The sequence below is a fragment of the Lactobacillus sp. ESL0263 genome (genome assembly GCF_003692845.1).
GTDB lineage: Bacteria > Bacillota > Bacilli > Lactobacillales > Lactobacillaceae > Lactobacillus > Lactobacillus apis.
The window spans coordinates 432441-458479 of record NZ_REHL01000006.1 but is presented as its reverse complement, the minus strand read 5'-3'; the positions used below and the strand labels follow the sequence as shown (position 1 = coordinate 458479).

24 protein-coding genes are annotated in these 26039 nt (G+C 37.2%); 19 read left to right on the top strand and 5 right to left on the bottom strand.

Annotated features, from left to right (window positions below; all coding sequences use genetic code 11):
• The first annotated feature begins 151 nt into the window (after positions 1–151).
• Positions 152–829 carry a CPBP family intramembrane glutamic endopeptidase gene (locus F5ESL0263_RS08475; RefSeq protein WP_122036354.1) on the top strand — a complete coding sequence of 226 codons (678 nt, stop codon included), beginning with the start codon at positions 152–154 and terminating at the stop codon, positions 827–829.
• 81 nt (positions 830–910) lie between these two features.
• Here F5ESL0263_RS08475 and F5ESL0263_RS08470 read toward each other — a convergent pair whose 3' ends face one another.
• From F5ESL0263_RS08470 to cbpB, 3 genes are all read right to left on the bottom strand, one after another.
• A complete protein-coding gene (locus F5ESL0263_RS08470; protein ID WP_122036353.1) occupies positions 911–2779 on the bottom strand; it encodes a heavy metal translocating P-type ATPase in 1869 nt (622 codons plus the stop codon).
• Positions 2780–2983: 204 nt separating this feature from the next.
• Positions 2984–3532 carry a hypothetical protein gene (locus F5ESL0263_RS08465; RefSeq protein WP_122036351.1) on the bottom strand — a complete coding sequence of 183 codons (549 nt, stop codon included), beginning with the start codon at positions 3530–3532 and terminating at the stop codon, positions 2984–2986.
• 290 nt (positions 3533–3822) lie between these two features.
• Positions 3823–4302: a cyclic-di-AMP-binding protein CbpB gene (gene cbpB / locus F5ESL0263_RS08460; RefSeq protein ID WP_122036349.1), complete on the bottom strand. Its 480-nt coding sequence runs from the start codon at positions 4300–4302 to the stop codon at positions 3823–3825.
• 572 nt (positions 4303–4874) lie between these two features.
• Here cbpB and F5ESL0263_RS08450 point away from each other — a divergent pair.
• The 9 genes from F5ESL0263_RS08450 to F5ESL0263_RS08410 all read left to right on the top strand — a co-directional run bounded on the left by F5ESL0263_RS08450 (position 4875) and on the right by F5ESL0263_RS08410 (position 13006).
• Positions 4875–5186: a hypothetical protein gene (locus F5ESL0263_RS08450; RefSeq protein WP_122036347.1), complete on the top strand. Its 312-nt coding sequence runs from the start codon at positions 4875–4877 to the stop codon at positions 5184–5186.
• 130 nt (positions 5187–5316) lie between these two features.
• Positions 5317–5469, top strand: a complete 153-nt coding sequence (locus F5ESL0263_RS08445; protein WP_046308033.1) for a teichoic acid D-Ala incorporation-associated protein DltX — start codon at positions 5317–5319, stop codon at positions 5467–5469.
• A gap of 11 nt (positions 5470–5480) precedes the next feature.
• The gene (gene dltA, locus F5ESL0263_RS08440) at positions 5481–6995 is read left to right on the top strand and encodes a D-alanine--poly(phosphoribitol) ligase subunit DltA (RefSeq protein ID WP_122036346.1); all 1515 of its coding nucleotides are present in this window, start codon (positions 5481–5483) and stop codon (positions 6993–6995) included.
• Positions 6995–8233: a D-alanyl-lipoteichoic acid biosynthesis protein DltB gene (gene dltB / locus F5ESL0263_RS08435; protein ID WP_046308028.1), complete on the top strand. Its 1239-nt coding sequence runs from the start codon at positions 6995–6997 to the stop codon at positions 8231–8233. The genes dltA and dltB overlap by 1 nt, the downstream gene beginning before the upstream one ends.
• Before the next feature lie 27 nt (positions 8234–8260).
• Positions 8261–8500, top strand: a complete 240-nt coding sequence (dltC, locus tag F5ESL0263_RS08430; RefSeq protein WP_046308026.1) for a D-alanine--poly(phosphoribitol) ligase subunit DltC — start codon at positions 8261–8263, stop codon at positions 8498–8500.
• Entirely contained in the window at positions 8493–9788 is a 1296-nt protein-coding gene (gene dltD, locus F5ESL0263_RS08425) for a D-alanyl-lipoteichoic acid biosynthesis protein DltD (RefSeq protein WP_122036344.1), read from the top strand. The genes dltC and dltD overlap by 8 nt, the downstream gene beginning before the upstream one ends.
• Positions 9788–10738: a serine hydrolase gene (locus F5ESL0263_RS08420; protein WP_122036342.1), complete on the top strand. Its 951-nt coding sequence runs from the start codon at positions 9788–9790 to the stop codon at positions 10736–10738. The genes dltD and F5ESL0263_RS08420 overlap by 1 nt, the downstream gene beginning before the upstream one ends.
• A gap of 272 nt (positions 10739–11010) precedes the next feature.
• On the top strand, positions 11011–11709 hold the full coding sequence (locus tag F5ESL0263_RS08415; protein WP_199724329.1) for a DUF975 family protein: 699 nt from the start codon (positions 11011–11013) through the stop codon (positions 11707–11709).
• A 205-nt stretch (positions 11710–11914) separates the two neighbouring features.
• Positions 11915–13006 (top strand): Fic family protein, encoded by a 1092-nt coding sequence (locus F5ESL0263_RS08410; protein WP_122036338.1) that lies wholly within the window; start codon positions 11915–11917, stop codon positions 13004–13006.
• Positions 13007–13122: 116 nt separating this feature from the next.
• Here F5ESL0263_RS08410 and F5ESL0263_RS08405 read toward each other — a convergent pair whose 3' ends face one another.
• Entirely contained in the window at positions 13123–13350 is a 228-nt protein-coding gene (locus F5ESL0263_RS08405; protein WP_109715989.1) for a hypothetical protein, read from the bottom strand.
• A gap of 156 nt (positions 13351–13506) precedes the next feature.
• Between F5ESL0263_RS08405 and F5ESL0263_RS08400 the strand changes: the two genes are divergently transcribed.
• From F5ESL0263_RS08400 to F5ESL0263_RS08380, 5 genes are all read left to right on the top strand, one after another.
• A complete protein-coding gene (locus tag F5ESL0263_RS08400) occupies positions 13507–14817 on the top strand; it encodes a PTS sugar transporter subunit IIC (RefSeq protein ID WP_122036336.1) in 1311 nt (436 codons plus the stop codon).
• A complete protein-coding gene (locus F5ESL0263_RS08395) occupies positions 14817–15707 on the top strand; it encodes an alpha/beta hydrolase (protein ID WP_122036335.1) in 891 nt (296 codons plus the stop codon). Before F5ESL0263_RS08400 ends, F5ESL0263_RS08395 begins: the two co-directional genes overlap by 1 nt.
• Positions 15704–18235 (top strand): excinuclease ABC subunit UvrA, encoded by a 2532-nt coding sequence (locus tag F5ESL0263_RS08390; protein WP_122036333.1) that lies wholly within the window; start codon positions 15704–15706, stop codon positions 18233–18235. Before F5ESL0263_RS08395 ends, F5ESL0263_RS08390 begins: the two co-directional genes overlap by 4 nt.
• A 207-nt stretch (positions 18236–18442) precedes the next feature.
• On the top strand, positions 18443–20542 hold the full coding sequence (locus tag F5ESL0263_RS08385; protein ID WP_122036331.1) for an ATP-dependent Clp protease ATP-binding subunit: 2100 nt from the start codon (positions 18443–18445) through the stop codon (positions 20540–20542).
• A 239-nt stretch (positions 20543–20781) separates the two neighbouring features.
• Positions 20782–21804 (top strand): branched-chain amino acid aminotransferase, encoded by a 1023-nt coding sequence (locus F5ESL0263_RS08380; RefSeq protein ID WP_122036329.1) that lies wholly within the window; start codon positions 20782–20784, stop codon positions 21802–21804.
• Positions 21805–21848: 44 nt separating this feature from the next.
• Here F5ESL0263_RS08380 and F5ESL0263_RS08375 read toward each other — a convergent pair whose 3' ends face one another.
• Positions 21849–22406 (bottom strand): TetR/AcrR family transcriptional regulator, encoded by a 558-nt coding sequence (locus F5ESL0263_RS08375; RefSeq protein WP_122036327.1) that lies wholly within the window; start codon positions 22404–22406, stop codon positions 21849–21851.
• A 97-nt stretch (positions 22407–22503) separates the two neighbouring features.
• Between F5ESL0263_RS08375 and F5ESL0263_RS08370 the strand changes: the two genes are divergently transcribed.
• From F5ESL0263_RS08370 to F5ESL0263_RS08355, 4 genes are all read left to right on the top strand, one after another.
• Positions 22504–23253, top strand: coding sequence for a sulfite exporter TauE/SafE family protein (locus tag F5ESL0263_RS08370; protein WP_122036325.1), 750 nt, complete (start codon positions 22504–22506; stop codon positions 23251–23253).
• Between the two features lie 156 nt (positions 23254–23409).
• Positions 23410–23709 carry a nucleoside triphosphate pyrophosphohydrolase gene (locus tag F5ESL0263_RS08365; protein WP_074426198.1) on the top strand — a complete coding sequence of 100 codons (300 nt, stop codon included), beginning with the start codon at positions 23410–23412 and terminating at the stop codon, positions 23707–23709.
• Positions 23710–23894: 185 nt separating this feature from the next.
• A complete protein-coding gene (locus F5ESL0263_RS08360; RefSeq protein WP_122036323.1) occupies positions 23895–24785 on the top strand; it encodes a DUF3737 family protein in 891 nt (296 codons plus the stop codon).
• Positions 24786–24787: 2 nt separating this feature from the next.
• Positions 24788–25963 carry a MalY/PatB family protein gene (locus F5ESL0263_RS08355; RefSeq protein WP_122036321.1) on the top strand — a complete coding sequence of 392 codons (1176 nt, stop codon included), beginning with the start codon at positions 24788–24790 and terminating at the stop codon, positions 25961–25963.
• Positions 25964–26039 lie beyond the last annotated feature (76 nt).

Below are 26039 nucleotides of genomic sequence, written 5' to 3'. Positions count from 1 at the left end.
TATTCCCTAGGAAATATTTTGGTATACAAAAAACTGCATGGAATCTATCTAAGGTGACCTAATGATAAGATATTAACGTCAGTATATGATAATATTAGTAGTTAAAGTCTGAAAATCACCACCACTTAATGTATGAAGGAAGAAAATACTAATGAAGAGATTTTTTTATTTCCTGGGTAATATTGTGACAATTATTGTGTCATTTTTTATCTATTCACTCATTCAACTGCTTTATTTTTATCCATTTAAACTGCAACGAAAATATCATTTGGATAGTAAGCTCTTTATTGCCATAACTATCTTATTCACTATTATTGGCATATTAATTGTTTATGGAATGTATCGCAGACAATTAAAAAACGAAAATGATTGGAGGTTTAATAGGAAACCTCATTGGGATTGGCATCGCCTTTTGCTTTCTTTTATCGGTGCCATCTTGCTGGTACTGGTTAACATAGCTGTTCAGGCTGCATTGGGACTCAGCACTAAGACAACATCAGCTAACCAGTCAGCTCTAGATGCATTGGCGCGACAGGCAGGAGATTTTTATAAGCCAATGATTGTTTTGATAGCACCAATTTTTGAAGAGACCATTTTTCGGGGTATGGTGTTCAACACTTTTTTTGCAAAGGAGACTCCTTTAAATAGATGGGTAGGAATAGTATTTAGTGGTTTTCTATTTGCCGTCCTTCACGATTCGGGCTTTACGAAGTATATTTTTGTTTATTGGGCGCTTGGGTGTGTACTTGCATGGATTTATACCCAGACAAAGGATTTGCGTTACTCAATTATTGCCCATATGCTGTATAATTCACTAGGTTTTCTATAATTAATGGAAGAAATAAAAAAGAAAGGTTAAAAACCTTTCTTTTTTGCTTTAGTAGTAAGTATGTATTAGTTTTTAGTCAAACTATTCTTTAGCAACAAGACCTGTTTGTTTAGGATTTTTAGGCTTAGTTTTGGCTAAAAGAGCTAAACTAATTGAAATCATGTCAACAACTTCTTGTAAGATGGCGCCCCAGAATGCTGGAATAACACCAGTGAATGCGACTAACTCGATAAGAATAACAATCGTGATAGCAGTCAAAACATCAACGTTTGCTACCTTCATTGTATGTTTCGAAATTGCAACGGCGTCATTAATTTTGGATAAATCATTAACCATAATAATGGCATCTGCACTTTCACTTGCTGCAGATGCGCCTTTGGCACCCATCGCAATCCCAACATCAGCAGCTGTTAGACTAGGAGCGTCGTTAATTCCATCACCGGTCATAACTACAGGGCGATTATCCTTAGTTACATCTTTAATTGCTTCTATTTTTTGTGCTGGCAACAAATTAGAGCGAATATCTTTAATACCAACTGTTTGACCAATTTGATTGGCAACATCTTCATGGTCACCAGTTAGCATAATCATGTGTGCATCACTTTGACGTCTTAAACGAGCAACTGTTTCAGCACTTTCAGGACGTACCTGATCTTTAAAAGTAATGTAGCCAGCGTATTGTCCATCAATTGAGATATAAATCGCAGTAGAGTTAACCGATTTTGCGTGTTTTTCAGAAGTGACAAAACCTAATTTACCAACTTTGACTTCATGACCATCAACTGTTCCACTAACCCCTTGACTTGTTGTTTCTTTAATATTAGTAGCCGGTTTTAGCATCTTCTTGTCTGTTACACTAACGAGTGAATCAGCAATGATATGGCTGGATTGTTGTTCAACACTTGTAGCATAGCTTTGTAAAGTTTCAGCTGAAAAATCACTATTCTCTGCGGGTACGATTTGGTCGATTACAAGTTTGTTTTCTGTTAATGTACCAGTTTTGTCAAATGCAAAGGTTTTTGCAGTTGCAAGCTTTTCAATTGTCGGACCAGATTTAACAATAATATGATGCTTTGACATTGAACTCATCCCTGAGACGAGTGCAACGGGAGCGGAAATTAAGAGTGGGCAAGGGGAGGCAACAACCATTACTTCCGCAAAATTAATTGGGTTTCCTGAGTGAATCCAAGCAGCAATACCGATAGCCAAAGAGATAGCTGTAAATGGGACGGCATAGCGATCGGCCATTTTAACGAATTTAGCTGGTTTAGCTTGTGAAGATTCAACAAGTGAAACAATTGTTTGATATTCTGAGTCACTCGCTTTTTTAGTAACAACCATTTTAACGGCAACATCGCCATTGATTGAACCAGACATTAAGTCGTCTCCAACATTTTTTTGAACTGGGACTGACTCTCCTGTAAGTGAGGATTGATCAAAGCTTGATGCACCGTCAATCACTTTACCATCAACAGGAACCTGCTCACCAGGTTTGATTAAAACTTGATCGTTGATTTCTAACTGATCAACGTTAACTGAAATCAGTTCATCACCAACAATTTTGTTAGCAGTGGTTGGAGAATTACTTAGTAATGAGCGGAGCTCTTTGTCAGCTTGACCTGTAGCGTAATTTTCAAGTGTTTCACCACCAGTCATCATTACCAAAATCATCCATTCCGCCCAGATGTCACCAATTAAAATGGTTGAAACAACGGCAATAACAGCTAAAATATCGACACCATATCGTCCAGACCTAAAATCATTAATGATTTCAAGAAGTAAGGAAAGCGCCATTGCTATTCCGACCACGTCTATCAGAATTGCTTCGAAGGGAAATTGTAAATTACCGATTTGAAAAAGGCTTTTAGTATGAATACCAAATTGACAGATAAGCCCAATTAAACCGATAAAAAGGACAAGGATAAATTTCCATTGTTGCTTAAAACTCATAGTTTGTTCCTCTCAATATAAAAATATAACTTTACGTCTTTAGATTTTAACACTAATTTTTTTAAATTAGAATAAGTCTAAACAACTTTGTTTAAAAATTTTTATTTGGCAAAGAAAAAAGCTAAATCTATTTCGTAATTCATGGCAAATAGTAGAGAAGTCTACTTATGTCAACGCATTAAAGCGAAATAGTTTAGCTTTAAACTAATAGTCCTTTAAATTAATGATATTGTCATTAGGATCTTCAGTTTTATCATCTTGATCTGATGTATGAACATTTTTTCTTTTCGGCTTTTCTTCAAGCGTAAAAGATTCAGTACGCTCAATCGAATCGATTACATCTGTCGATGAGAGAGTAACGAAATTATCGTTATCACCGTGATCAGTCGATTCCTCAAAGTATTGATTGATTTTCTTAATACCATTTTCTGAAAAATGCTCTTCGTGTGCCAAATCAAGTAATAGTTTCTTTAAACGGCTTGCAGAAACAAGTTCATGTTCCAAAATTTCTAACACCCAAGAGAAATTAGTATCCATTGACCGAAAGTGTTTAACCACTCGATCTTTATAGAAGGCATCGGTAATCACTCTGGCGTCTTTTAGATCACTTGAATTTTCTGCCATTTTTTTCAATTGTTCGGCTAGGTCGTGTCGCTCTTTTTCTGATAGTTCTAAGCCCCCTGGGTAGGTACCATTTTCGATAATAGCCTTGACTAAAAATGCTAATTGCTCAGAAATAGTTTTATTTGTCATTTTAGTATCTTCCATTCTGATTAATAAAAGAATAATTGCGCAAATCGCATTTATATAATTAATAAATTGTTATTAAATAAAATAACTAGTGAAAGCAACAATTATAGTTGTAAATATGTATATAAATACACAAATAAGCGTATAGATAACATAAAATGTACTAACTTTTTATAGCATATAGACAAGCAGTGATAATAATATATTCTCAATAAGATAATTATATTACAGTTTAAATAAAAATGGTAAAAAAAGCTTAAAATAATTTCAATAAATAAAATAACGATGGTAACTTAATTCTTGTCATCAATTTGTTTGACTTGATATTTCTTTTCAAAATTATGAGCAACGTAATTAAATGCCTTAATCCATTCGCGGCGTGTTAATAAACCTTGGAAAACGCCATAATCGTCTACTACTGGCAAGAAGGCATTATCAACTAGTAGATGTAACTGAGTTTCAAGTGTTGTTTGAGCAAAATTAATTTTGTCAAAATTTGTTTGCATGACGTCTTTTACCTTTAATTCTGTTAAAGGATCAAGTGTAATTTTGTCAGTTACCATCATTTTATCGGTAATCATAGCGAGACTTAATAGACCGACAACCCGATTCTTACTGTCAAGTACAGGAATTTTTGAGTATTTGACGCGGGTCAAAATCATAAAGGCGTGGTACAGAGGATTATCATCTTCCACGAATGCAATACGTGATGCAGGAATAATGAATGAGCCGGACTTATCTTCTAATAAACGTTGAATAGATGGTGAAAACATATAGTGTGCCTTTCATTAGTATGTAATTGTCTCAATAAAACCATCCTACAGCAAAGGAAAAAGGCCCGCAAATTATGCGAGCCTGTTAGTTTTCATCTACTTTGAAGGAGTAAGAATGAATGAAATAAAAAAGTGGGAGTATGTAGTAAGCTGCTATTACTTACTACATTTAGAATACTAACCCATAAATATGAAGTAAAGTTACAAAATATCTTATGAAATAGTAAAGAATTCCTTTAGAAGTTTTAAAGGCATAGAAAAACTCACGTAATGCACGTGAGTCGAAAGGGATAGATATGAAAACGACCGTAAAGGTCATTTCAAGTTTTTTCATTATTTATACTTGGAGGAGTATGAATGAAAAACAAAAAGTTGAGTATGATATGAGATGGAATCTCTTCTATCTCATATCACAGCTTTAGTATAGCTAGTAAATGTGAAAAAAGTATGACGAAAGCAAAAAATAGCATAAAATTTCTGATTTGCAAAAAATTGTTTGTCAAAAGGCGCATTGCTATAATTAGAAAAAGTTTTATTAATTAGTCAGATTTAACTAGAATTCAAGGGGAAATATGAAAGAACAATCAGCTCGTAAAAAAATCGTTTTTTGGCTTCGTGTATCAGGTTGGCTTTGCCTATTACCAGCAGCCGCATGGCTTTATCTATTTAGAATAATGATCGGCCGCCAGTATCTATTTTTAATAGAAGTCTTTTTAATCGTCATCTTTGCAGTTTATATTTTGACTACTGCTGATAGCGAGCGCTGGCAGAATCCAGACAACATTTTCAAATTAATGATGTTTGCAATTATTTTTGTCAGTGTAATTGACTTTTTTACTTTATGGTTTGCATACAATGCTAGCCGGAAGCTGAATAAGCACTAGCATCTGTAAAATTTATTTAAATTTTGTAAAAAACTTCTTAATGGTGTATTATCCTTTTAAAACAGTAGTACTATATTTGATATAGTATTGTAAAACTGAAATAATAACTGTTGAAAGAGAATGAAGATATATGGTTAAAAAAGAAAGAAAAACTTCGCGGGCGCAACAAATTGGCAAATTTGTTTTAACGACAATCATTTATTGTGCTATCTTAATGGTATTAATTTATTTATATCAATATAGCGGCCTAACTTCGGTTCACTTTATTTACAACGAATTTTAAGGTGGTAAACAATGATTAAAGATGTAATAAAAAAGATTGATGAAATTGCCTTAAACGAACCGAATCGTATTGCGTATGACTATCTTGGTCAAACCAATACTTACGGTGATCTGAAAAAACGCTCGGATGCATGGGCATATCAAATTAACCAACTAGGTCTTTCTCCGGGTAGTCCAATAATGATCTGGGGTGGCCAAACATTTGAAATGATTGCTAGCTTTTTAGGCTGCGTTAAAGCAGGACATGCTTATATTCCAATTGCCAGCTATTCTAATGCAGATCGAATCTTAACAATCCAGGAAGTCTCTGAAGCAGAAGCAATTATTGCGATTGATCAGCTTCCTGATATCACTCTTCCACCAATGCAAGTTATCAAGCCAGATGAAGTCAAAAATGGTGACTTTACCGTTGATGTCGAGCAATTCGTTGAAGGAGACGATAATTTTTATATCATCTTTACATCGGGAACCAGTGGAAAGCCAAAAGGTGTTCAAATTAGTCATAATAACTTGCTCAGTTTTATCAACTGGGAAATGACTGACTTTGATTTGCCGGACCATCCAAGCTTCTTATCACAGGCACCATATTCCTTTGATCTTTCTGTCATGAGCCTCTACCCAGCACTAGTTGGTGCTGGTAAGTTAGTGGTTCTGCCACATGATGTTACAGAAAACTTTGCCCAACTATTTGCGACAATGCCTAAATTGCAATTTAATGTTTGGGTCTCAACGCCTTCATTTGCTCAGATGTGCTTTTTGGACAAAACATTTGATGGTGAACATCATCCAGATCTTACGCATTTTCTGTTCTGTGGGGAAGAATTGCCACATACAGAAGCTAAGTTGCTAAAACAGAAGTTTCCAAATGCAAAAGTTTTCAATACCTACGGTCCAACTGAAACAACAGTTGCAGTAACGCAAGTGGAAATTACCGATGAAATTTTGGCTAAATATGATCGTTTGCCAATTGGTAAAGTCAAGGAAGATACCAGAATTACCATTGACAAGTCAAAGGGCGATCAGCCTAACCAAGGCGAAATTGTCATCGAAGGGCCAAGCACATCAAAGGGTTATCTAAATAATCCTGAAAAAACGGCAAAGGCATTCTTTAAAGATCCTGCCGATCAATATGCAAGTCACCGTTCAGGTGATGAGGGTTTCTTTGACGGCGAAATGCTATTTTACCGTGGCAGAATTGATTTTCAAATCAAATTTAACGGTTACCGAATTGAACTTGAGGAAATTAACTTTTATTTGGGTAAAAACAAGTTAGTGAGCCATGGTGTTGCTGCGCCGAAATATGGCAAAGATCACACTGTTAAACAAATTGTGGCTGAAGTTGAACTAAAAGATGGCGTCAAAGAGCAGTACTCAGAAGAAGAAATCACCAAAATGATTCGCGCTGATTTAGCTGAGAACTTGATGCCTTACATGATTCCGCAGCGCTACGTTTACCGGGAAAAATTGCCGGTATCACAAAACGGTAAGGTTGACATTAAAGCTGTGATTGAGGAGGTTAATAAGTAGTGAATTTTAACTTCATTAATTTACAGCCTTACGGAAATCCCCACTACTTTATTTACCTAATGATTGGACTAATTCCAATTATTTTAGGTCTATATCATGGACATCGTTTTAAGATCTATGAATGCATCTTTTCAGTTGTTTTCTTATTTCTTGTCTTTGATGCAGATAAATGGCAACAAGGTGTTAGTTTAATTATCTACCTGTTAATCGAGCTAGTAATTACATATTGTTATCTCTATTATCGTAAAAAGGGTAAAAATAAAACGTGGGTCTTTTACCTGGCTGTTTTCCTATCAATTGTTCCCTTAATAATGGTAAAAGTACAAACGGCTTTTCCAAAAGCAAAAATACCGGGTGTATTAGCATTTTTAGGGATTTCGTACATTACATTTAAAACCGTTCAGGTTATTATGGAAATACGTGACGGTGCCATTAAAGAGGTAAATCTTGGTACCTATCTACGTTTTCTACTATTCTTTCCAACGTTTTCATCAGGTCCAATTGACCGTTACCGGCGCTTTGCTAAAGAATGTGATATTGCTCCTAAGCGTGATCAATATGTGAATGATTTGGGCTTGGCAACACGTTATCTGTTCCAAGGATTTCTATATAAGTTTGTCTTAGGCTGGTTCTTTGGCACTTACTGGTTACCGCGCATTTCGCGGATGGCACTAATTGCTGGTACTGCGAATGGTGGGCTGAAGCTGTCATGGTGGCTACTAGCTTACATGTACTGCTACAGCATGTATTTGTTCTTTGACTTTGCGGGCTATTCACTATTTGCTGTGTCAATTTCCTATTTTATGGGCATTCACACACCAATGAACTTTAACAAGCCGTTTCTGTCACAGAACATTAAAGAATTCTGGAACCGTTGGCACATGACGCTATCATTTTGGTTCCGTGACTACATTTACATGCGCTTCACTTTCTTTGCAATGAAGAAAAAATTGTTCAAAAATCCAGTTAGACTTTCACAAGTAGCCTATTTACTTCTATTTTTGGTAATGGGCTTCTGGCATGGACTGACTTGGTACTACATTGTTTATGGTTTGTTCCATGCGATTGCAATCATTATTAATGATTACTGGATTAGATATAAAAAGAAGCATAAAGACAAACTACCATCAAACAAATTTACCAAGTGCTTGTCAATTTTTGTTACATTTAACGTTGTTTGTTTCAGCTTTTTGATCTTTTCCGGCTTCCTTAGCCAGTTATGGTTTGGCTGGATGTAGAAAAAAGTTATTTAAGGAGATTTAATTATGAATACCAAAGAAGAAGTTTTAGCAATTTTACAAGATTTAACTGGTGAAGACTTATCAGATAAAATGGACGAAAACATTTTTGCCAATGGCCTAATGGATTCAATGGCTAGTGTACAAATGCTGTTAAACTTACAGGAAAAATTTGAAATTGATGTACCTGTTTCTGAATTTGATCGTGAAGAATGGGATACACCAAGCAAAATTGTTGCAAAGGTGGAAAGTTTAGAAAATGAGTAACAAACGCCGACTGTGGCAGATTTTTGGCCCAGTTCTTTGCGCTTTTATCTTGTTACTGGTTATCTTCCTATTACCTTGGGAACGTACTTTTTCACGGGACTCGATTTACCAGGCCGCCAATTCACAAACAACGACGGTTTTTAAGGGCTCGTTAATGAAGCAGGATGCATTTGAAAATGGTTATGTACCATTTTATGGTTCTAGTGAATTATCGCGTCTTGATCCACTTCACCCTAGTGTAATTGCCCAAAAGTACCAGCGAAACTATCGTCCTTTCCTATTAGGGGGACCTGGTAGTCAGTCACTGGCTCAATTTTTAGGGATGCAAGGAACAGCAGACGAGCTCAAGGACAAAAAAGCGGTAGTGATTATTTCACCGCAATGGTTTACCAAAATGGGGCAAAACCCCGATGCCTTTGCGCTTTACTATTCGCCTTTACAAGCCTGCAATTTTTTACTAGGTATTAAGAAAGATAGCGTTTCGAACCGTTACGCTGCCAAGCGCTTTTTGGCAATGCCTGAAGTTAAGGGCACCATTAAGCGAGGGATGAAGCGAGTAGCAGCTGGTGAAGAATTGACTGATGCGCAACGTTTTATCCTTGAAAATCAGCGGCGCGTACTTAATAACGAAGATAAGTTTTTCAGTACATTCCAGTTACGTGACCGGATTAAAAAGATTAATACGCGGGCCAAACTATTACCAGACACATATTCAGTTAAAGGATTGAATGAGGTAGCAGACCAAGAAGCTGCTAAGAATACTAATTCAAATTCGTTTGGAATCAATAATCGTTTCTTTAAAACGCGCTTAAACAAGCGGAACTTAATGAAGTTGAAGGATAGTCAGCGTGACTTTGACTATACCAAGTCAGTTGAATACAGTGACTTTGAGTTAATGCTGCAGCAATTTGCTAAGCAGCATACTAATGTGCTATTTATCATTCCGCCAATTAATCAAAAGTGGTCAGAATATACCGGTTTATCAGAAGAGATGTACCAAAAATCTGTATCAAAAATTAAGTATCAATTGGCAAGTCAAGGCTTCAATAATGTAGAAGACCTCTCAAGGCATGGTGGTGAAAAGTACTTCATGGAAGATACCATTCACCTTGGCTGGCGCGGTTGGGTTGCAGTTGATCAAGCGGTCAAGCCGTTCATGCAACGCCCTAATGGCCGTTATAACTACAACATTCATGATTATTTCTACACTAAAAAGTGGCAAAAGGAACCGCACAAGATTGGTTCAACGGATAAGAGTCCAGTAAACTACAGCTTAAAAGGAAAATAGTGCGCCAGCAAATTGATGCTTTAGGCATCAAGGGTTCAGTTTTGGTCATCAGAAAGGGTAAGATTTTACTCAATTATGCTGATAGCAATACTACTGACACTAGTTACTTAATTAATTCAGCACAAAAGTCGCTAACTGCGGCTATGGTGATGAGATTGGTTCAAGATGGTAAGCTAAGCTTACAAGACCGATTGAGCAAGTTTTATCCGGAGATTCCAGGTGCGAAAAAAATCAAAATTGAGCACTTGTTGGCAATGCGAGCAGGTTTGAACCTCAAACCGGGTGCCAAGCTTGGTAGAAAACACTTTGTTTCAGACCAAGATAATATTGCCCGCGATGTGAAAAAGACTGTTTTTGACCCTAAGTTGTTAGGGAAATGGCATTATAGTTCACTTAATTATGTCTATCTATGTGGAATTATTACTAAGGTGACCAATAAGAGTTATGAACAGTTATTCCGTGAAACTTACGTTGAGCCGCTAAAACTGAAGCATACAGAATTCTTGTGGTCAAAGCCACATCGTATTTTGAAAAGCGGACTAGTACCCGGGTTCTTTTATCGTAATGGGCATTATGATATTATCAAGCATGAAGCAGCTCTGCGGGATGCTCATAATGAACTTGGTGCGGGCTCAGTTGTAATGTCAAATCAAGATTTGGCAAAGGCAATTCGCTACGTCTTAACAGGTAACTTGTTAACTAAGAAGAGTCGTAAGCTTCTCTATGATGCGCAACCACCGAGTTACTATAATGGTGGTTTATATCACAATGACGAGCAGAAGACCAAACTGGCCAATGGTGCAGGTGAAGGTTATTATACTTTTATGCGTACCACAAATGATGCCAAAACAATGATCATTATTCAGTCGAATCGCACACGCAAAAACGAGTTCGATAAGTTGAAAAAGGCAGTCAATCAAGTCATGCGCCAACTGCTTGAAAGCAAGTAAGGCTGTGAAAATATAATCTGCCGTATCTTGTTTTTTAGTTAATTGCATGCTAAAATTTTGTTGTGTCGCCAGAGAAGAAGTACGAGTTTTCTCCGGTAGCGAAAATATAATATTTCTATATGTGGTCAGTAATGGCGGCACAAACACTGTGTGAGCTTAGTTCCGATGTTGGTGGAACTAGGCTTTTTTGATGTCTTTTGCTAACAGATGAAAAAAAGAGTAGAGTATAATTAAATATGTCAATAACAGTAAATCATAAAGGGGATAAGATAATGACTAGAGCAGAACTAAAAACGGAGGCCAAAAATCAGCTTCGACACAATTGGGGTTGGGCTGTTTTAGTGATGCTTATTTTTACCGTCGTTTATACCATCTTTTTAGTGCCTAGTGTTAACCGATCGCTTCAAACTACCAATGGCGTTAATGATGTTATGGGAGGCGCATCCATTGTTTCTATTCTTGCTCCTAATGGCTGGGCTCGCGCGCTTGGCGAAGATGCCCTAGACATTTTAAGTGGGTTCTTTTTTGTTAGTTTTCCACTTGTGTTTCTCCACTTCATTCATGGCGAAAAAATGGGCTATATTAAGGGGCTTTTCGCTGTTTTCACTGATGGCCGCTTTATTCCTGAGTTTCTTAATTACTTTTTAAGCTACATTTTTCAATGGCTTTGGACGCTGTTGTTAATCATCCCTGGTATTGTTAAATCATACTCTTACGCATTAACACCATACATTGTTAATGATATGGTGGCCAGTGGAAAAGAAGTACACGCTACTACTGCTATTACTGCAAGTCGCCAGTTGATGAAAGGTCATAAGTGGGAACTGTTTGTCTTAGACTTAAGTTTCATTCCTTGGTACCTGCTCGGTATCATTACGCTTGGAATTGGCTATCTCTGGTTAGTTCCCTATGTTTCAACGACTAAAGCCAATTTTTATCGCAACTTAGCAGGTGATCAATTCAGTAATTAAGGCTAAAAATTAGGCACTTAATGCAGGAATAACTATATTAGTTAGAATAAGCCGCGGATAATAATAGAGTATCTACTAAGAAAGCCACTTAAGTAATTTTACTTAGGTGGTTTTTTAAGGAAAAAAAGAGTAGTAATGCAAAGTATCATAATCATCTTTTGAATATCTTGATCATTTAGGATAAAATGATCAAGATATTAATGGGATGAGCAAGATAAAGTGGGTGATGGCGATTAAGAAGTTTGATTATCAAAAACTCAATAATTTTAAATATACAAACACATTAATAAACAAACTAACGCAGATCTACAACCTTAGTGGAAAAACAGACAGTTATGAAACTAATTATCGCGATACTTTAAATAGATTAGTTGAAGTTGCTAAAGTTCAGAGTACTAGTGCATCTAATAGAATTGAAGGAATCTATACCACTAATGAGCGACTTAACAAAATTATGGAAAAAAAGACCGATCCCAGGAATAGAAGTGAGCAAGAAATCTCAGGCTATCGTAATGTATTGGAACTAATTCATGAGCAATATGATTATATACCGATAAATTCTAATTCAATTTTAGATCTACATAAAAGATTATTCGCTTATACTGATAGCACTTGGGGCGGACAATTTAAAGATAGTGATAACCAAATTATTACTGAATATTCTGACGGACGGCGAGAAGCTAGATTTAATCCACCATCTGCACTTCTTACACCGCAGCTGGTACAGGAGCTGTGTGATACTTATAATCAAGCTTTACAAGCTAATACTAATAGATTTTCTCCATTGATTTTATCGGGAGCATTTGTTTTTGATTTCGTGTCGATACATCCATTTCGAGATGGTAATGGCCGAATGTCTCGCTTGTTGATGTTGCTGACAATGTATAAAGCAGGCTTTGACGTAGGAAAATATGTTAGTATTGAAAAATCTATAGAAGATACTAAGTCAGAGTACTATCGAGTTTTAAAAGAGAGCTCGGTCGGTTGGATGGATAATACCAATGATTATTTACCATTCTTGGATTATTTTTTAAGTGTAGTTTTGGAAGACTATCGTGAATTTAATGAGCGAATGAGTATTATTAATCAATCAGATTTACCTGTCGATAAACTTGTTTTGAAGACTTTGAGAAAGGCCTTGCAGCCATTATCTATCAAGGAAATTAATAATAGCATTCCCCAGTACAGTGAGATAACAATTCGTCGCGCGCTTAAAAAATTGCGAGAAGATGGCAAAATTGAGAAATTTGGTAACGCACGTGCAACGAAATATGGTTTGAAGATTAATAAGTATTGAGATAGTAGAACAATGTAGTCTTAGAATGGACATCTTCAAGCATGACTTTATTCATAATAAAAGACAACTAAGTTGATTATTTACAGCTTAGTTGTCTTTTAGTTTATAGATATTAATTAGAATCTGTTTAAATCGTCAAGATTAAACAATTTTCCCGCATATTCTGAACTGATATCATCAGAGTCCTTTAGTGCTTCCTTAATTTGATTGGAATTTAAATGATCAATGAGATAAGCCTTTAAAGCAGCGTTGGTCAGGTCATCTAAGTCAGTTCCGGTAATCTGAAGATACTTTTCTGCCAGTTTTTCTACTTTTCCATTTAATTCAATTTTTTTCCTACTCATTTTTCCACCTTCTAGTAATCGTTTCTATTATAACATTTTCGCTAGGTTGCAAGACGGCAAATTAATCATTTGCTGCCACACTTAAAAAATTGAAGCCCTTAGACAATTGGAGTAATATTTTAATTCAAAGAGATACAACAAAGTAGGACTTGCTCAATGATTAACTTATCTACTAAAACTATATTAAAAATCAGGCAGTGGTCATTTTTCCGCGCCGCGCAAAGAACTCTGGTGATGTTAATGCCAATTGCTGTGATTGGAACATATTTTAATCTTTTTAATGATTTAATTTTTTCACCGGATGGCCTAATTTATAATATCTTTGGCCTAGATAAGATCATGACAGACCATTTTTGGTATGCAGGCTCGTTTGTTTGTCGTGGCATGATTGAAGTAACCTTTGGCGTTTTTGGTATTTACGCCAGCTTTTTTATGGCGCGATACACGGCGCGAATCTACCACAAAGATTCTACAATGTCGGGAATCGCTGCGGTTTTAATCATGCTTTTTTGCTCATATGCAACAAGCAATAGTCGGCCAAGACATGGCTCTTTTACAGGTGGTTTTTTACAAATAAATGCACTTTTTATTGCGTTGCTTGTTGGATTTGGTGTAGGGCAAATTTTTCATTTATGCGGTAAAAATTATCAGCAAGTGGAAAATGAGGACACGAAGTGGCTACGAAGGCGAGTTTGGAACGCGGCCTTGCCATTTATGATATCCATTGCTTTTGGAATTTTGCTCGGGATTGCTCGCTATGAGTTACAAATAAAGGTGCTTGATACGGCAAGCTTTAGTGAATTAGTTGGTCGAATGCAAACAACTAATAATTTGGCAGAAGTTTTGTTTTTGTCGGCAATAACGACACTCTTGAACTGGATGGGCATCGGCTATCCACTTCACGCACTTTCCGGTACGACGAGCAATGCATATACAGCCGAAAACTTGACCTATGCTTTTCAGAACGGTAGCTCTTGGAATGTGCCTTACAAATTTCTAGGTAGTTCTCTAATCAGAACATATGGCACGATGGGCGGTGCCAGTGTGATTTTAGCAATTATTGTTGTTTTGCTTATGCGGCGCACGCAAGAAAACAATAAAACCAGTGTTGCCATTGCAAAAATCAATTTGTTACCGGTAGCGTTTGGCTCAAGCTTAGGTTTTTCGGCAGGCTTACCGGTAATGCTTAATCCGCTCTTTGTTCTACCTAGTGTCATTATTCCATTGGTTAATATGGCGTTGGCTGGACTAGCGATTAGTCTACATATGATTCCAGTGTGCGTTTATCCAATATTGAAAGGAACGCCTGGAGTGTTGCTTTCCTTTTTTGGCACTAATGGCAATTGGGGGACTTTATGGTTTACTATTGCGCTTTTTGTACTCGATGTTTGTATTATGTGGCCGATTATGAAAATTAATGAACAGGTTGAGGAAATGTTAAAAGCTGGGAAAGGAAGTCAGTTCTAATGCAGGTACGAAAGAACCCTAATTTTAAATGGCTGCTGATGCTAGTGGCGTTGTTAGTAGTGATTGCTATTCCCAGTTATTATTGGATGAAAAAGGAGAATAATGCGCACGCAGAGCGGAGTCGCTCGATGATGTCCCCAGTCATCATGGTACCCGGCTCAAGTGCCACAACTGAGCGCTTTAATGAACTAATTGATCAGCTGAACAAAACGACAATGAATGAGCATAGCGTTCTCAAAGTTACTGTTTCACGTGAAGCAAAATTATCGTATAGTGGGTCGATTAATAAGAATGATCAGGAACCGATAATCATTATTGGCTTTGCGAATAATAAAGACGGTTATGCCAATATTAAAAAACAGGCTTTTTGGCTAGACGTTGCCTTTACGTCTTTGATGCAAAATTATAAATTTAATAATTTTAAGGCGTTTGGACATTCAAATGGTGGTCTTATTTGGACATACTGGTTAGAACATTACTATGCACAGTATTCTGATGATGTAAGGATTAAGCGGTTGATGACGTTGGGAACGCCTTACAATTTTACTGAAAATAACATCAATAACCGTACACAGATGCTAGCTGATTTTATTAAAAACCGTACAGCACTTCCGGAAAACTTGAAAGTCTACTCGTTATCTGGTGGCAAAAGCTATGAATCAGATGGAATTGTGCCAGAAACTAGTGTTGCCGCAGGTAAGTTTATTTTTCAAAAACAGGTCAAATCTTACACGGCAATGACGGTCACTGGCGAAAAGGCAGACCACTCGGATTTGCCACAAAATAAACAGGTAATACAAGCCATTCGGGAGTATTTGCTAAAAAAACCTGATCGACCTGGGAGACCAGAAAAAAATTTAAAGCCAAGAAGAAGGAGAAGTAATCGATGAAATATCATGAACAGCCAACTAAGATTGAAGTTATCGGTGGCAAAGTTAATAACTTAAAGAATATTAATGTTGATATCCCACTACATAAATTCGTGGCAATCTCAGGCTTGAGCGGTTCGGGGAAATCGAGTCTCGCAATGGGGATTCTTTACTCAGAGGGGGCACGACGTTATCTCGATTCACTTGCAGCTTATACTAAAAGGCGGATTAGTCAGGTCGGTAGGGCACAGGTTGATGAAGTGCGTCATATTCCTTCTGCACTTGCTTTGCGCCAGCGCCCAACTGTTCCTGGTGTTCGGTCAACCGTGGGCACAGTAACAGAGGTTTTTAACGTCCTACGTTTGATTTTTTCACGCTTGGGCTCACCTGTATGTCCTAATGGGCATAGATTAGCGCCAACCATTAAAATTGCTGAAGCGATGGACTTAACTGGAGAGGCAATGGGACGTGTTACTTGTCCAACCTGCGGTGTTCAGTTTTATGCTTTTAGTGCTGAAGACTTTGCTTTTAACTCAGATGGTGCATGTCAAAAGTGTCAGGGGTTAGGAACCGTTGAACAAATTGACGATGATAAGATTATTGCAGATGAAAATCTATCATTGGAAAATGGCGCAGTTGCCACATGGCAAATCCCCGGAAGAAATTGGATGTGGCGCATTGCCCGTGAGCTAGGTGTTCGGACAGATGTTCCATATAAAGAATTGTCCGAGGATGAAAAAGAAATTGTTTTACACGGTGAGGAACGGAAAATACCAGTTGATATTCCAACTTCGACTGGGCGAGTTTATCACCTCGACGCACTTTATGAAAATGCCTATAACGCTGTCGCGAATTCACGCAAAACGACTAAGTCTGAACGCGGCTTAGAAAGAATCAACTCTTTTTATCGTTTCAAGCCTTGTCCACGCTGTCACGGCTATCGGGTTGATCCAAGTCGCTGGAATCAGTTGGTGGCAGGGAAGAACATTATCGAGGCCGAACAACTTACGCTGGGTGAGTTAGCAGACTATTTAAAGAAAATTATGGCATGGCTTCCAGCAGACATGCATGATTTAGCTGAAAACTTAACTGGTGAACTGATGCATCAGGTTAAACCATTACTAAAATTGGGTCTAGACTACTTAAGCTTAGATCGTCAAGCTAATAGCTTATCTACTGGTGAATTGCAACGGATTCAGCTTGGTCGGACCTTGAGGACAGAGACGACAGGAGTGCTCTATGTTTTGGACGAGCCATCTGTCGGACTGCATCCAGATAATGTTGCTGGCTTAATTGAGGTCTTCCATGAGCTCGTCAACCAAGGTAATTCGCTTGTTGTTGTTGACCATGAAACTTCTATTATTGAGGCAGCTGATTGGATAATTGAAATTGGTCCTGGTTCGGGTTCAGAAGGTGGTCAAATAATTGCGCAAGGAACCCCGAAAGAAATTGAGCAAACTAATGCTTCATTAATAGGGCAATATTTAACTGGGGATGCACCGTTATATGTAAGAAAAAGTGCTAAACCTGATGATCTTTTTAAAGATGGCACAATTGCTTTAACTGTTAATAAGCGCTTCAACTTGAAAGATGTCCATGCTGAGATACCAGTTGGACGCCTTACTTCTGTTACAGGTTTTTCCGGTGCTGGAAAAACGACTTTGATTCTAGACTCACTTTTACCCGCTCTAAAGGCTGAAAAAGAAGGTAGTGTTAAGCCTGAGTGGGTGACTAGGCTTACAAGCAATGGCATCAAAAATGTGATCAGCGTCGACTCGTCACCTGTTGGTAAAAACCAACGTTCCACGGTAGCAACATACACAGACATTATGGATAACTTACGTAAGTTATTTGCCCAGCAGCCGCTCGCTAAAAAGTTGAAATATCGTGCCTCCCATTTTTCATATAATAATAAAGAAGGAGCATGTCCGTCATGTGGAGGAACTGGGGTAATTTCACTTGATATTCAGTATTTACCGGACATGGTGGAGACATGTTCTGTATGCGGTGGCCACCGTTTTAATCAGGACGTTTTAAGGGTTAAATGGCATGATTTAAGTATTGCGGACGTGCTGGACTATTCAGTTGATGATGCATTGAAAGAAAATCTTTTTGGGGATGAACCAAAAATTGCTAAGACAATTGAAACTCTGCATGATATGGGCTTAGGATACCTTCACTTAGGAGAATCAACGCCAGCATTATCAGGTGGAGAAGCGCAACGATTGAAATTAACCAGCCATATTCACCACCAACAAAAAGGCAGCCTCTTTGTTTTCGATGAGCCAACCGTGGGCTTGCATCCAAGTGACGTTAGAACGTTGCTGCAGGTTTTTCAAAAATTGTTAGACCAGCATGCAACAATCATTACAATTACACATGACCTCGATATTATGGCTAATAGTGATTATATGATTGACATGGGTCCGCGTGGCGGATTGAACGGTGGAAAGATAATTGCCTGTGGGACACCTGTGGATATTTCACACCAGAAAGATAGTTTAACGGCAAAATATTTGCGTGAGCACATAAATTTATATCAAAAATAACCCAAAATCTATGCCTTGTAGTAGTCGAAAAAGCGATTATTGCAAGGTTTTTTGCTACAAAATAAATTTCACAAATAAAATGTGGAAAAGTTTTGCAAAAAGGTTGCATTCTGTGGATAACCTGTTAGAATATTATATGTAAGCAATTAGCAGTCGAAGACGTCGAGTGCTAATTACAAATTTTATCCTATAAAGGGGTGCATATTTATGGCATATTTTGACAACGAATTTGATAATTTATTTAACGAACTTAACAACTCTTTCTTTAACGATGATAATAATGGCTCTATCCCAGTTCACTATTCAAGCATGAACATTTCTCCACAAGGAATTAATCAGAGCGAACAAATGCCTGGTCAACCAAAAAAGGAGAAACCAATTGGTATTGACTTGGTTGAACAAGCTAAAAACAATAAATACGATCCGGTAATCGGTCGTGATGAGCAAATCCAAGAAGTAATAGAAATTTTGAGTAGACGTAAGAAGAACAATCCAGTTTTGGTAGGTCCTGCGGGAGTTGGTAAAACTGCAATTGTTGAAGGTCTAGCTCAAAAGATTGCTCAAGGTGATGTTCCTGACAAGATGAAGGACAAGCACATTATTGCAATTAATATTAATGACATGGTTGCAGGCTCAAGTCTACGTGGTAGTTTTGAAGAGCGCCTGAAGAAAGTCATTGACGAAGCAAAGAAGAATCCTAACATCATCTTGTTTATCGATGAAATTCATAACATTGTTGGTGCTGGTTCAACAGATTCTGAAAACAATAGTGGTGATGCCGCAAACATTTTGAAACCTGCTTTGGCAAGTGGCGACTTAAACTTAATCGGTGCAACTACAACAGGGGAATACCGCAGAATCGAAAACGATGCTGCTCTAGCACGTCGTTTCCAACCAGTTCAAGTTCCAGAACCTTCAACTGATGTAACTGTTAAAATCCTGGAAGGGTTAAAGAAGAAATATGAAGACTATCACCACGTTAAATACAGTGACAGTGCTTTGCGTTTAGCAGTTGAATTGTCACAACGGTATATTCAGGGACGTTATTTACCTGACAAAGCAATCGACTTAATGGATGAAGCCGGTGCTAAAAAAGGTCTCGACAGCGTTCCAAGTGATGAAGCCACTCTGAAAAAGAGAATTAGCAGTCTTGAAAGAGAGAAAGCAGAAGCAGCTAAAAATGAAGACTATGCAAAGGCAAGCGACTTGAAGAAGAGAATTGAAAAACTTCAAGAACAGGCCGAGCATATTGATGAAACTGCAACACCAAAGGTAACTGATCAAGATATCTACGCTTTAATTGAAGCTAAGACCAAGATTCCAATGAGCGAATTGCATGCTAACGAAAGTCAAAAGAATCTCAACTTGGCTGAAAAATTGAAGAAAGCTGTTATTGATCAGGACAATGCTGTTGATGTTATTACTGATGCAATTGCTCGTAAGCAAGTCTTCAAAGATAACAATCGTCCTACTGGTTCATTCTTACTAACTGGACCAACTGGAGTGGGCAAGACAGAACTGGCTAAGCAACTTGCTATTCAATTATTTGGTGGTGAAGATCATCTAATTCGACTTGATATGTCAGAATATCAAGATCAAATGGCAGTTAACAAGTTAATTGGTTCTGCACCTGGCTACGTTGGTTACGGTGAAGGCGGTCAATTAACTGAAAAAGTTCGCCACCAACCTTACAGCTTAATTCTGTTCGATGAAATAGAGAAAGCTAACCCACAAGTCTTCAACGCATTATTGCAGATTATGGATGATGGACGTTTAACAGATGCTCAAGGCAGAACTGTTTCCTTCAAGGACACAATTCTAATCATGACCTCAAACGCTGGTTACTCTGACAACTTGTTAAAAGATGGCAAAGTGGATCACGATAAGATGATTAAGGCCTTAGAAGCATACTTCAGACCAGAATTTTTGAACAGATTAGACGCAATTGTGCCATTTAATTCATTGACTGAAGCTGACATGACTAAGATCATCGACATTTACCTAAAGAAGATGTCACATGTTTTGGCAAAGAAAGATGTCAAAGTTGAAGTTTCTGATGATGCTAAAGCTTACTTCGCTGAAAAAGGGTATGACAAGAAATTTGGTGCACGTCCTCTTCGTCGAGTAGTTGAACAAGACATGGAGACGCCAATCGCTAAATTATTGCTAAAAGAGCCTGATACCAAAGAAGTTAAATTTACTGCTGATGATAAGCATGTTTATCTCAATGATGAAGTAATTTTAGATATTGAGCCAAAAGCTGATTCAAAAGATGAGCAAGCTGAAGCTGAAGAAACAAAAGAATAATCGTTGCTTAAAAGTCATTCCGAAAGGAATGGCTTTTTTGCTATATAAACTTTTTTACAAGTAAATAGGGTGGTGTTTCACGTGTGACATTTTTGACGAAGAGACTCTTAGAATTAATCCTTGGAAAGCTGTTGACAGTAGCAAAATTATGGTTTACATTAGTTAACAATTAAATAATAATTAAAAGTTAAAAAGAAATTTTTAACTGAAGTTTTTAAGGAAAAAGTAGGAGCATTGCTATGAAACAAAAAGTAGAAGACCTTGACTGGAAAAATTTAGGCTTTGTTTATCGCGATTTACCATATCGTTATGAAGCTAAATATAAAGACGGCGAGTGGCAAGAGGGAAAATTGATTGAAGATTCTACTCTTGCTCTTTCCGAAGGTGCAGAAATTTTGCACTACGGTCAAGAAATTTTTGAAGGACTGAAGGCTTATCGTAGAGAAGACGGTAAGATTAACTTGTTTCGTCCCGATGAAAATGCGCATCGATTTGCATTATCTGCTGAGCGTTTGGCAATGCCACCATTTCCAGAAGATCGTTTTGTTGAAGCTGTTAAGCAAGTAGTTTTGGCAAACAAGGAGTATGTGCCACCTTATGATAGTGGCGCAACACTTTATTTACGTCCCTTTATGATTGGGACATCCAATGTTTTGGGTGTTCAGGCAGCCAATGAATATACCTTCCGCATTTTTGCTGTTCCGGTTGGCGCTTATATTAAGGGGCTTAACCCAGCAGATTATATTGTTAGTGAATATGACCGTGCTGCTTATGCTGGTACGGGTCAAGCAAAGACCTCTGGTAACTATGCCAGCAGTTTGCTGCCATCAGTTGAGGCTCATAAAAATGGCTTTGCGGATTGTTTATACCTTGATCCACGAGAGCACAAATATGTTGATGAATTTGGTGGCGCTAATTTTTACGGTATTACCCAAGAAGGTCAATTTGTTACACCAAAATCTAAATCAATCTTGATCTCAATTACCAAGAGGTCACTGCTGGAACTAGCTAAAAAGCAGGGCTTAAATCCAGTGGAAAGACAAATCACTTTGGAAGAAGCCTTTAACATGAAAGAAGCTGGAGCTATGGGTACTGCTGCAGTTATTTCACCAGTGGGTTCGATCACTTATGAAGGTAAAAAACATGTCATTTATAGTGAAACAGAAACAGGTCCAGTAACAACTAAACTCTATAATGAGCTAGTTGATATTCAATATGGAAAGCAAGAAGGTCCAGAGGGTTGGGTCCAAACAATTGATTAATTAAAAATAGAAAAGGTGACGAGATATTAAATCTCGTCACCTTTTTAATTGGCAATGTTCTTTAGAACTTGTTCTAACATTTTTGGAAAACTCTTGTCAGCTGGTAGTGATTTATCCGCAAACCAACCAGTTCCAACATTTACAATATCGCCGATTGTTAAATCACGAAGATAGCGACTAGCAATCAACTGCTGCTTTGGTTCTGAATATTCAGTAGCCAATAGTTGATTTATCAAAGAGCGTAGCTCCTCAAAGGCTGCAGTTACTTCGGGATAAGCATTAGTCCGAGGCATTTTTAGAACTAGCTGAGTTAGTTTGAAATGCTTGAGTGCAAGTGTGCGGAACTCTGTAGCCAAAGCGATAATGCCCTTGATTCCTGTTTGCCCAAAGATTTTTTGTTGAAGTTGCTGACTTACTTGGTTGATGGCCCAAGCAACGACACAATAGCTTAATTCTTGTTGATTAGAGAAATAACTATAAAGTGCTTGTGAGCGTGTACCTAATTGTTGGGCAACTAGCGAAAAGCTTAGTTCACTACCTGATTCGATTAAAGAAACGCTAGTTTCAATGATTTTTTGTTTGGATAAAATTTGACGTGGCATTATTAACCTCGAATAGACTTGACTGTTACAGCATGTAAACTATAATTACATATTGTAAATATAGTTTAGCTTTTAATATTTAAGAAGGCAAAATATAATGAAAATTTTTCTATTATTGCTAATCGGTTTGGTGATAGGCACTCTTGTTATCCTGTTTGGTGGCGGTGGTGCTGCAATCTATTTAGGAATATTAACAGGTTTATTTGGCTTAAAGGCTGCAAGTGCTTCGGCAACTTCATTAATGACTGTTTTACCTTCATTAATTATTGGCGCATGGAGCTATTATCGTCAAGGAAAAATTAACACTAAAATTGGTAATCAAATGTTATTGGCAGCAATTCCTGCCGTAATAGTTGGTGCACTCTTATCAAAATATATTCCTGCTAATTTGTACAAATGGTTGATAGGTGTGGTCTTAATTTTACTTGGCATCAATATGCTCATCCAAAAGAAAAATAAGACTTCGGATTCAATACATAAGCAAGGCCATGCCAGATTGCAGGCAAGTTTATTCGGGATTTTTGGTGGACTAATGGTCGGTGTTGCAGGAATGAGCGGAGGAGCTGTAATTATTGCTGGACTGTTTTTGCTTGGCTTAAAGGACTTTCAGGCAACGGCTACCTCAACCTATGTTTTAGTATTTATGACCGCTACAGGTTCACTGTTCCACATTGCAGGAGGCCAAGTAGATTGGGCAGCCGGATTACCGTTAATGATTGGTGCATTAGTAGGAGCAATAATTGCCCCCAAATTGGCACAATTACTGGCAAAAACAAAGATCACAAAGTATATGAAGCCAACTACTGGGGTGTTATTAATACTGCTAGGTGCTAAGTCTTTACTATAAAAGCGCAAAATAAAAATTACTAATTGTAGGGTTACTTAGCAAGAATATTTCCTGGGAAATATTTTATAACTATTTTTTATAGCACTTTTTTAAAAAGTAATATAATAGGGTTAGGTTAATGAAACTAAGAATGATTTATTTTGAAAAGAGTGCAAAATGAAAAAATTAGTTAGAGATAAGATACCGGAATTTGCCACAGAGGCTACATATCGAGAGCTGCCTAAAGAAGAAATTGAGCCAGCCCTTAAAAATAAGTTGATTGAAGAGACGCAGGAAGTTGTTGAAGCTAAGACAGAAGACAATCTGATTGAAGAATTAGGTGATGTCTATGAAGTCTTAACAGCATATTTGAAATTTAAAGGCGTCAGTCAGGAAGAATTTTTAAAACTAGTTGCGACAAAACGTGATTATAAAGGTGGCTTTACTAAGTTCTTAGAAATGACAACTGAGGATTAATTATTGAAAAAGTGGACTTTAGAGATGACATAATCTCTGAGGCCCACTTTTTACATACGCGTAGTAACAAAATAACTAATAGTAATTAAGTAAGCTTAATAATATGTATTTTTAATTTCATACTTTTTGTTAAATAATTGAGTGTATAAAAGATATAGATATTGTGATTTAGAGAAAGAAAATAAATGAAAAGTATTAAAAATCATTTTTTTGAAGGCGAAAGGATCCTTTTTGGACTTAATGATGCAGAATTAGACGGAGTCACTTTTGGTCAAGGGGAGTCTCCACTCAAAGAAGCAAACAATATTAAAGTGAAAGATTCAATTTTTAAATGGAAGTATCCACTCTGGTACGATCAAAATGTTGATGTGGAAGATTCTGTCTTTGAAACGATGGCTCGCAGTGGCATTTGGTACACAAAAAATATTTCTATTAAGAACTCTTCTTTACAAGCTCCTAAATTATTTAGACGTGCACAAAAAATTACGTTGGACAATGTTCATTTTGCTAATGCGGAAGAGACTATGTGGTCCTGTGAAGATCTTAAAATTACTAATAGTCAAATTAGCGGCGATTATTTTGGCAAAGACAGCAAAAACATTTACTTAGATCATGTCAGTATAATTGGCAATTACGCTTTTGATGGTGCAGAAAACATTGAAGTACATAATTCAACTTTTGTTGCTAAAGACGCTTTTTGGAACTGTAAAAACGTAAAAGTTTATGATTCAACTATTGATGGAGAGTACTTAGCATGGAACAGTGAGAATATTGAGTTTATTAACTGCAAAGTCATTAGCAGTCAGGGCCTTAATTATATTAACAATTTAAAGTTAAGAGATACTCAGCTACTGCATACAGATTTAGCTTTTGAATATGTTTCAAATATAGATGCTGAAGTGACTTCGAAAATTGATAGTGTTAAAAACCCAATTTCTGGAAAAATTTCTGCTCATGTAATCGGCGAATTAATTATGGATAAGTCAAAAATAGATCCTGCTGATACAAAGATAGATTGTGATAAGATTGAATTGAATACAAATCAGTCAGATCAGAATCAGGAACCAAAGGATTAATAATGAAAGCTAATTACGATTTTGTTAATGTGCCAGATAGAAGAAAAACAGACTCTGTTAAGTGGGACGTTGCACCAAACGAACTACCAATGTCAATTGCTGACATGGATTTTAAAACAGCACCAGAAATCATTGATGCAATGAAGAAGAAAATTGAACTAGGTGTATTCGGTTATGAATGGCCTAAAGATGATTATTTTAATGCTGTGGCCAATTGGTATGCAGAAGAGCATGGGCACCGTCCACAACAAGAATGGATGATTTTCACTACTGGTGTAGTGCCAGCAATTTCATCGATTGTTCGGCGAGTTTCACATATCGGTGATAACGTTTTAGTTCAAGCACCCGTTTATAATATTTTTTACAATTCAATTGAAAATAATGGGCGACATGTTTTGTCCAGTGACTTGGAATTTGATGATGAAAACTATGAAATTAACTGGGAAGACCTTGAACAAAAATTAGCTTTGCCACTTACCACTTTAATGATTTTTTGTAATCCTCATAATCCAATTGGTAAAGTATGGAGCCAAAAAGAAGTTCAGAAAGTTGCAGACTTATGCTTTAAACATCACGTAGTGCTCCTATCTGATGAAATTCATGGTGACTTGGTACGCAAGGGACCAGGGTATACGCCTGCTTTTTCGGTTGAGGGTGCTTCACGTGAGGGTGTTATTTCGCTAGTCTCACCAAGTAAGACCTTTAATGTTGCGGCTTTACATGCGGCAACTGCAGTGGTGCCAAATGATAACTTACGTGAGATTGTCAATCGAGGTCTGAACAGTGAAGAACTTGCAGAGCCTAATTTACTGGCTATTCCAGGGACAATTGCTGCATATGAGCATGGTCATGATTGGTTACAAGCATTACTGAAGCAATTAAACACTAATTTTTCTTATACTGAGAAATTTATTAGTGAGAATATTCCAGAAATTAAGGTGGTATCAGGTAATGCAACATATTTAATTTGGCTTGATGTGCGTCAAATCACTTCGAATTCGCAAAGGCTAGCAGAATATTTAGATAAGGAAACAGGACTAGTTTTATCGCCAGGAAGTATTTATCGTGGCAATGGTAATGATTTTCTACGCATGAATCTCGCTTATCCTTTAGCCATGGTTAAAGATGGTTTAGGGAGACTAAAAGAGGGAATAGCAAAATATTCTAACAAAGCATAACAAAGCGACTATAGCGTTAGCTGTAGTCGCCTTTTTGGTAGGTCTTAATATATTCTTGGGAGTGTAACAAGTCTTT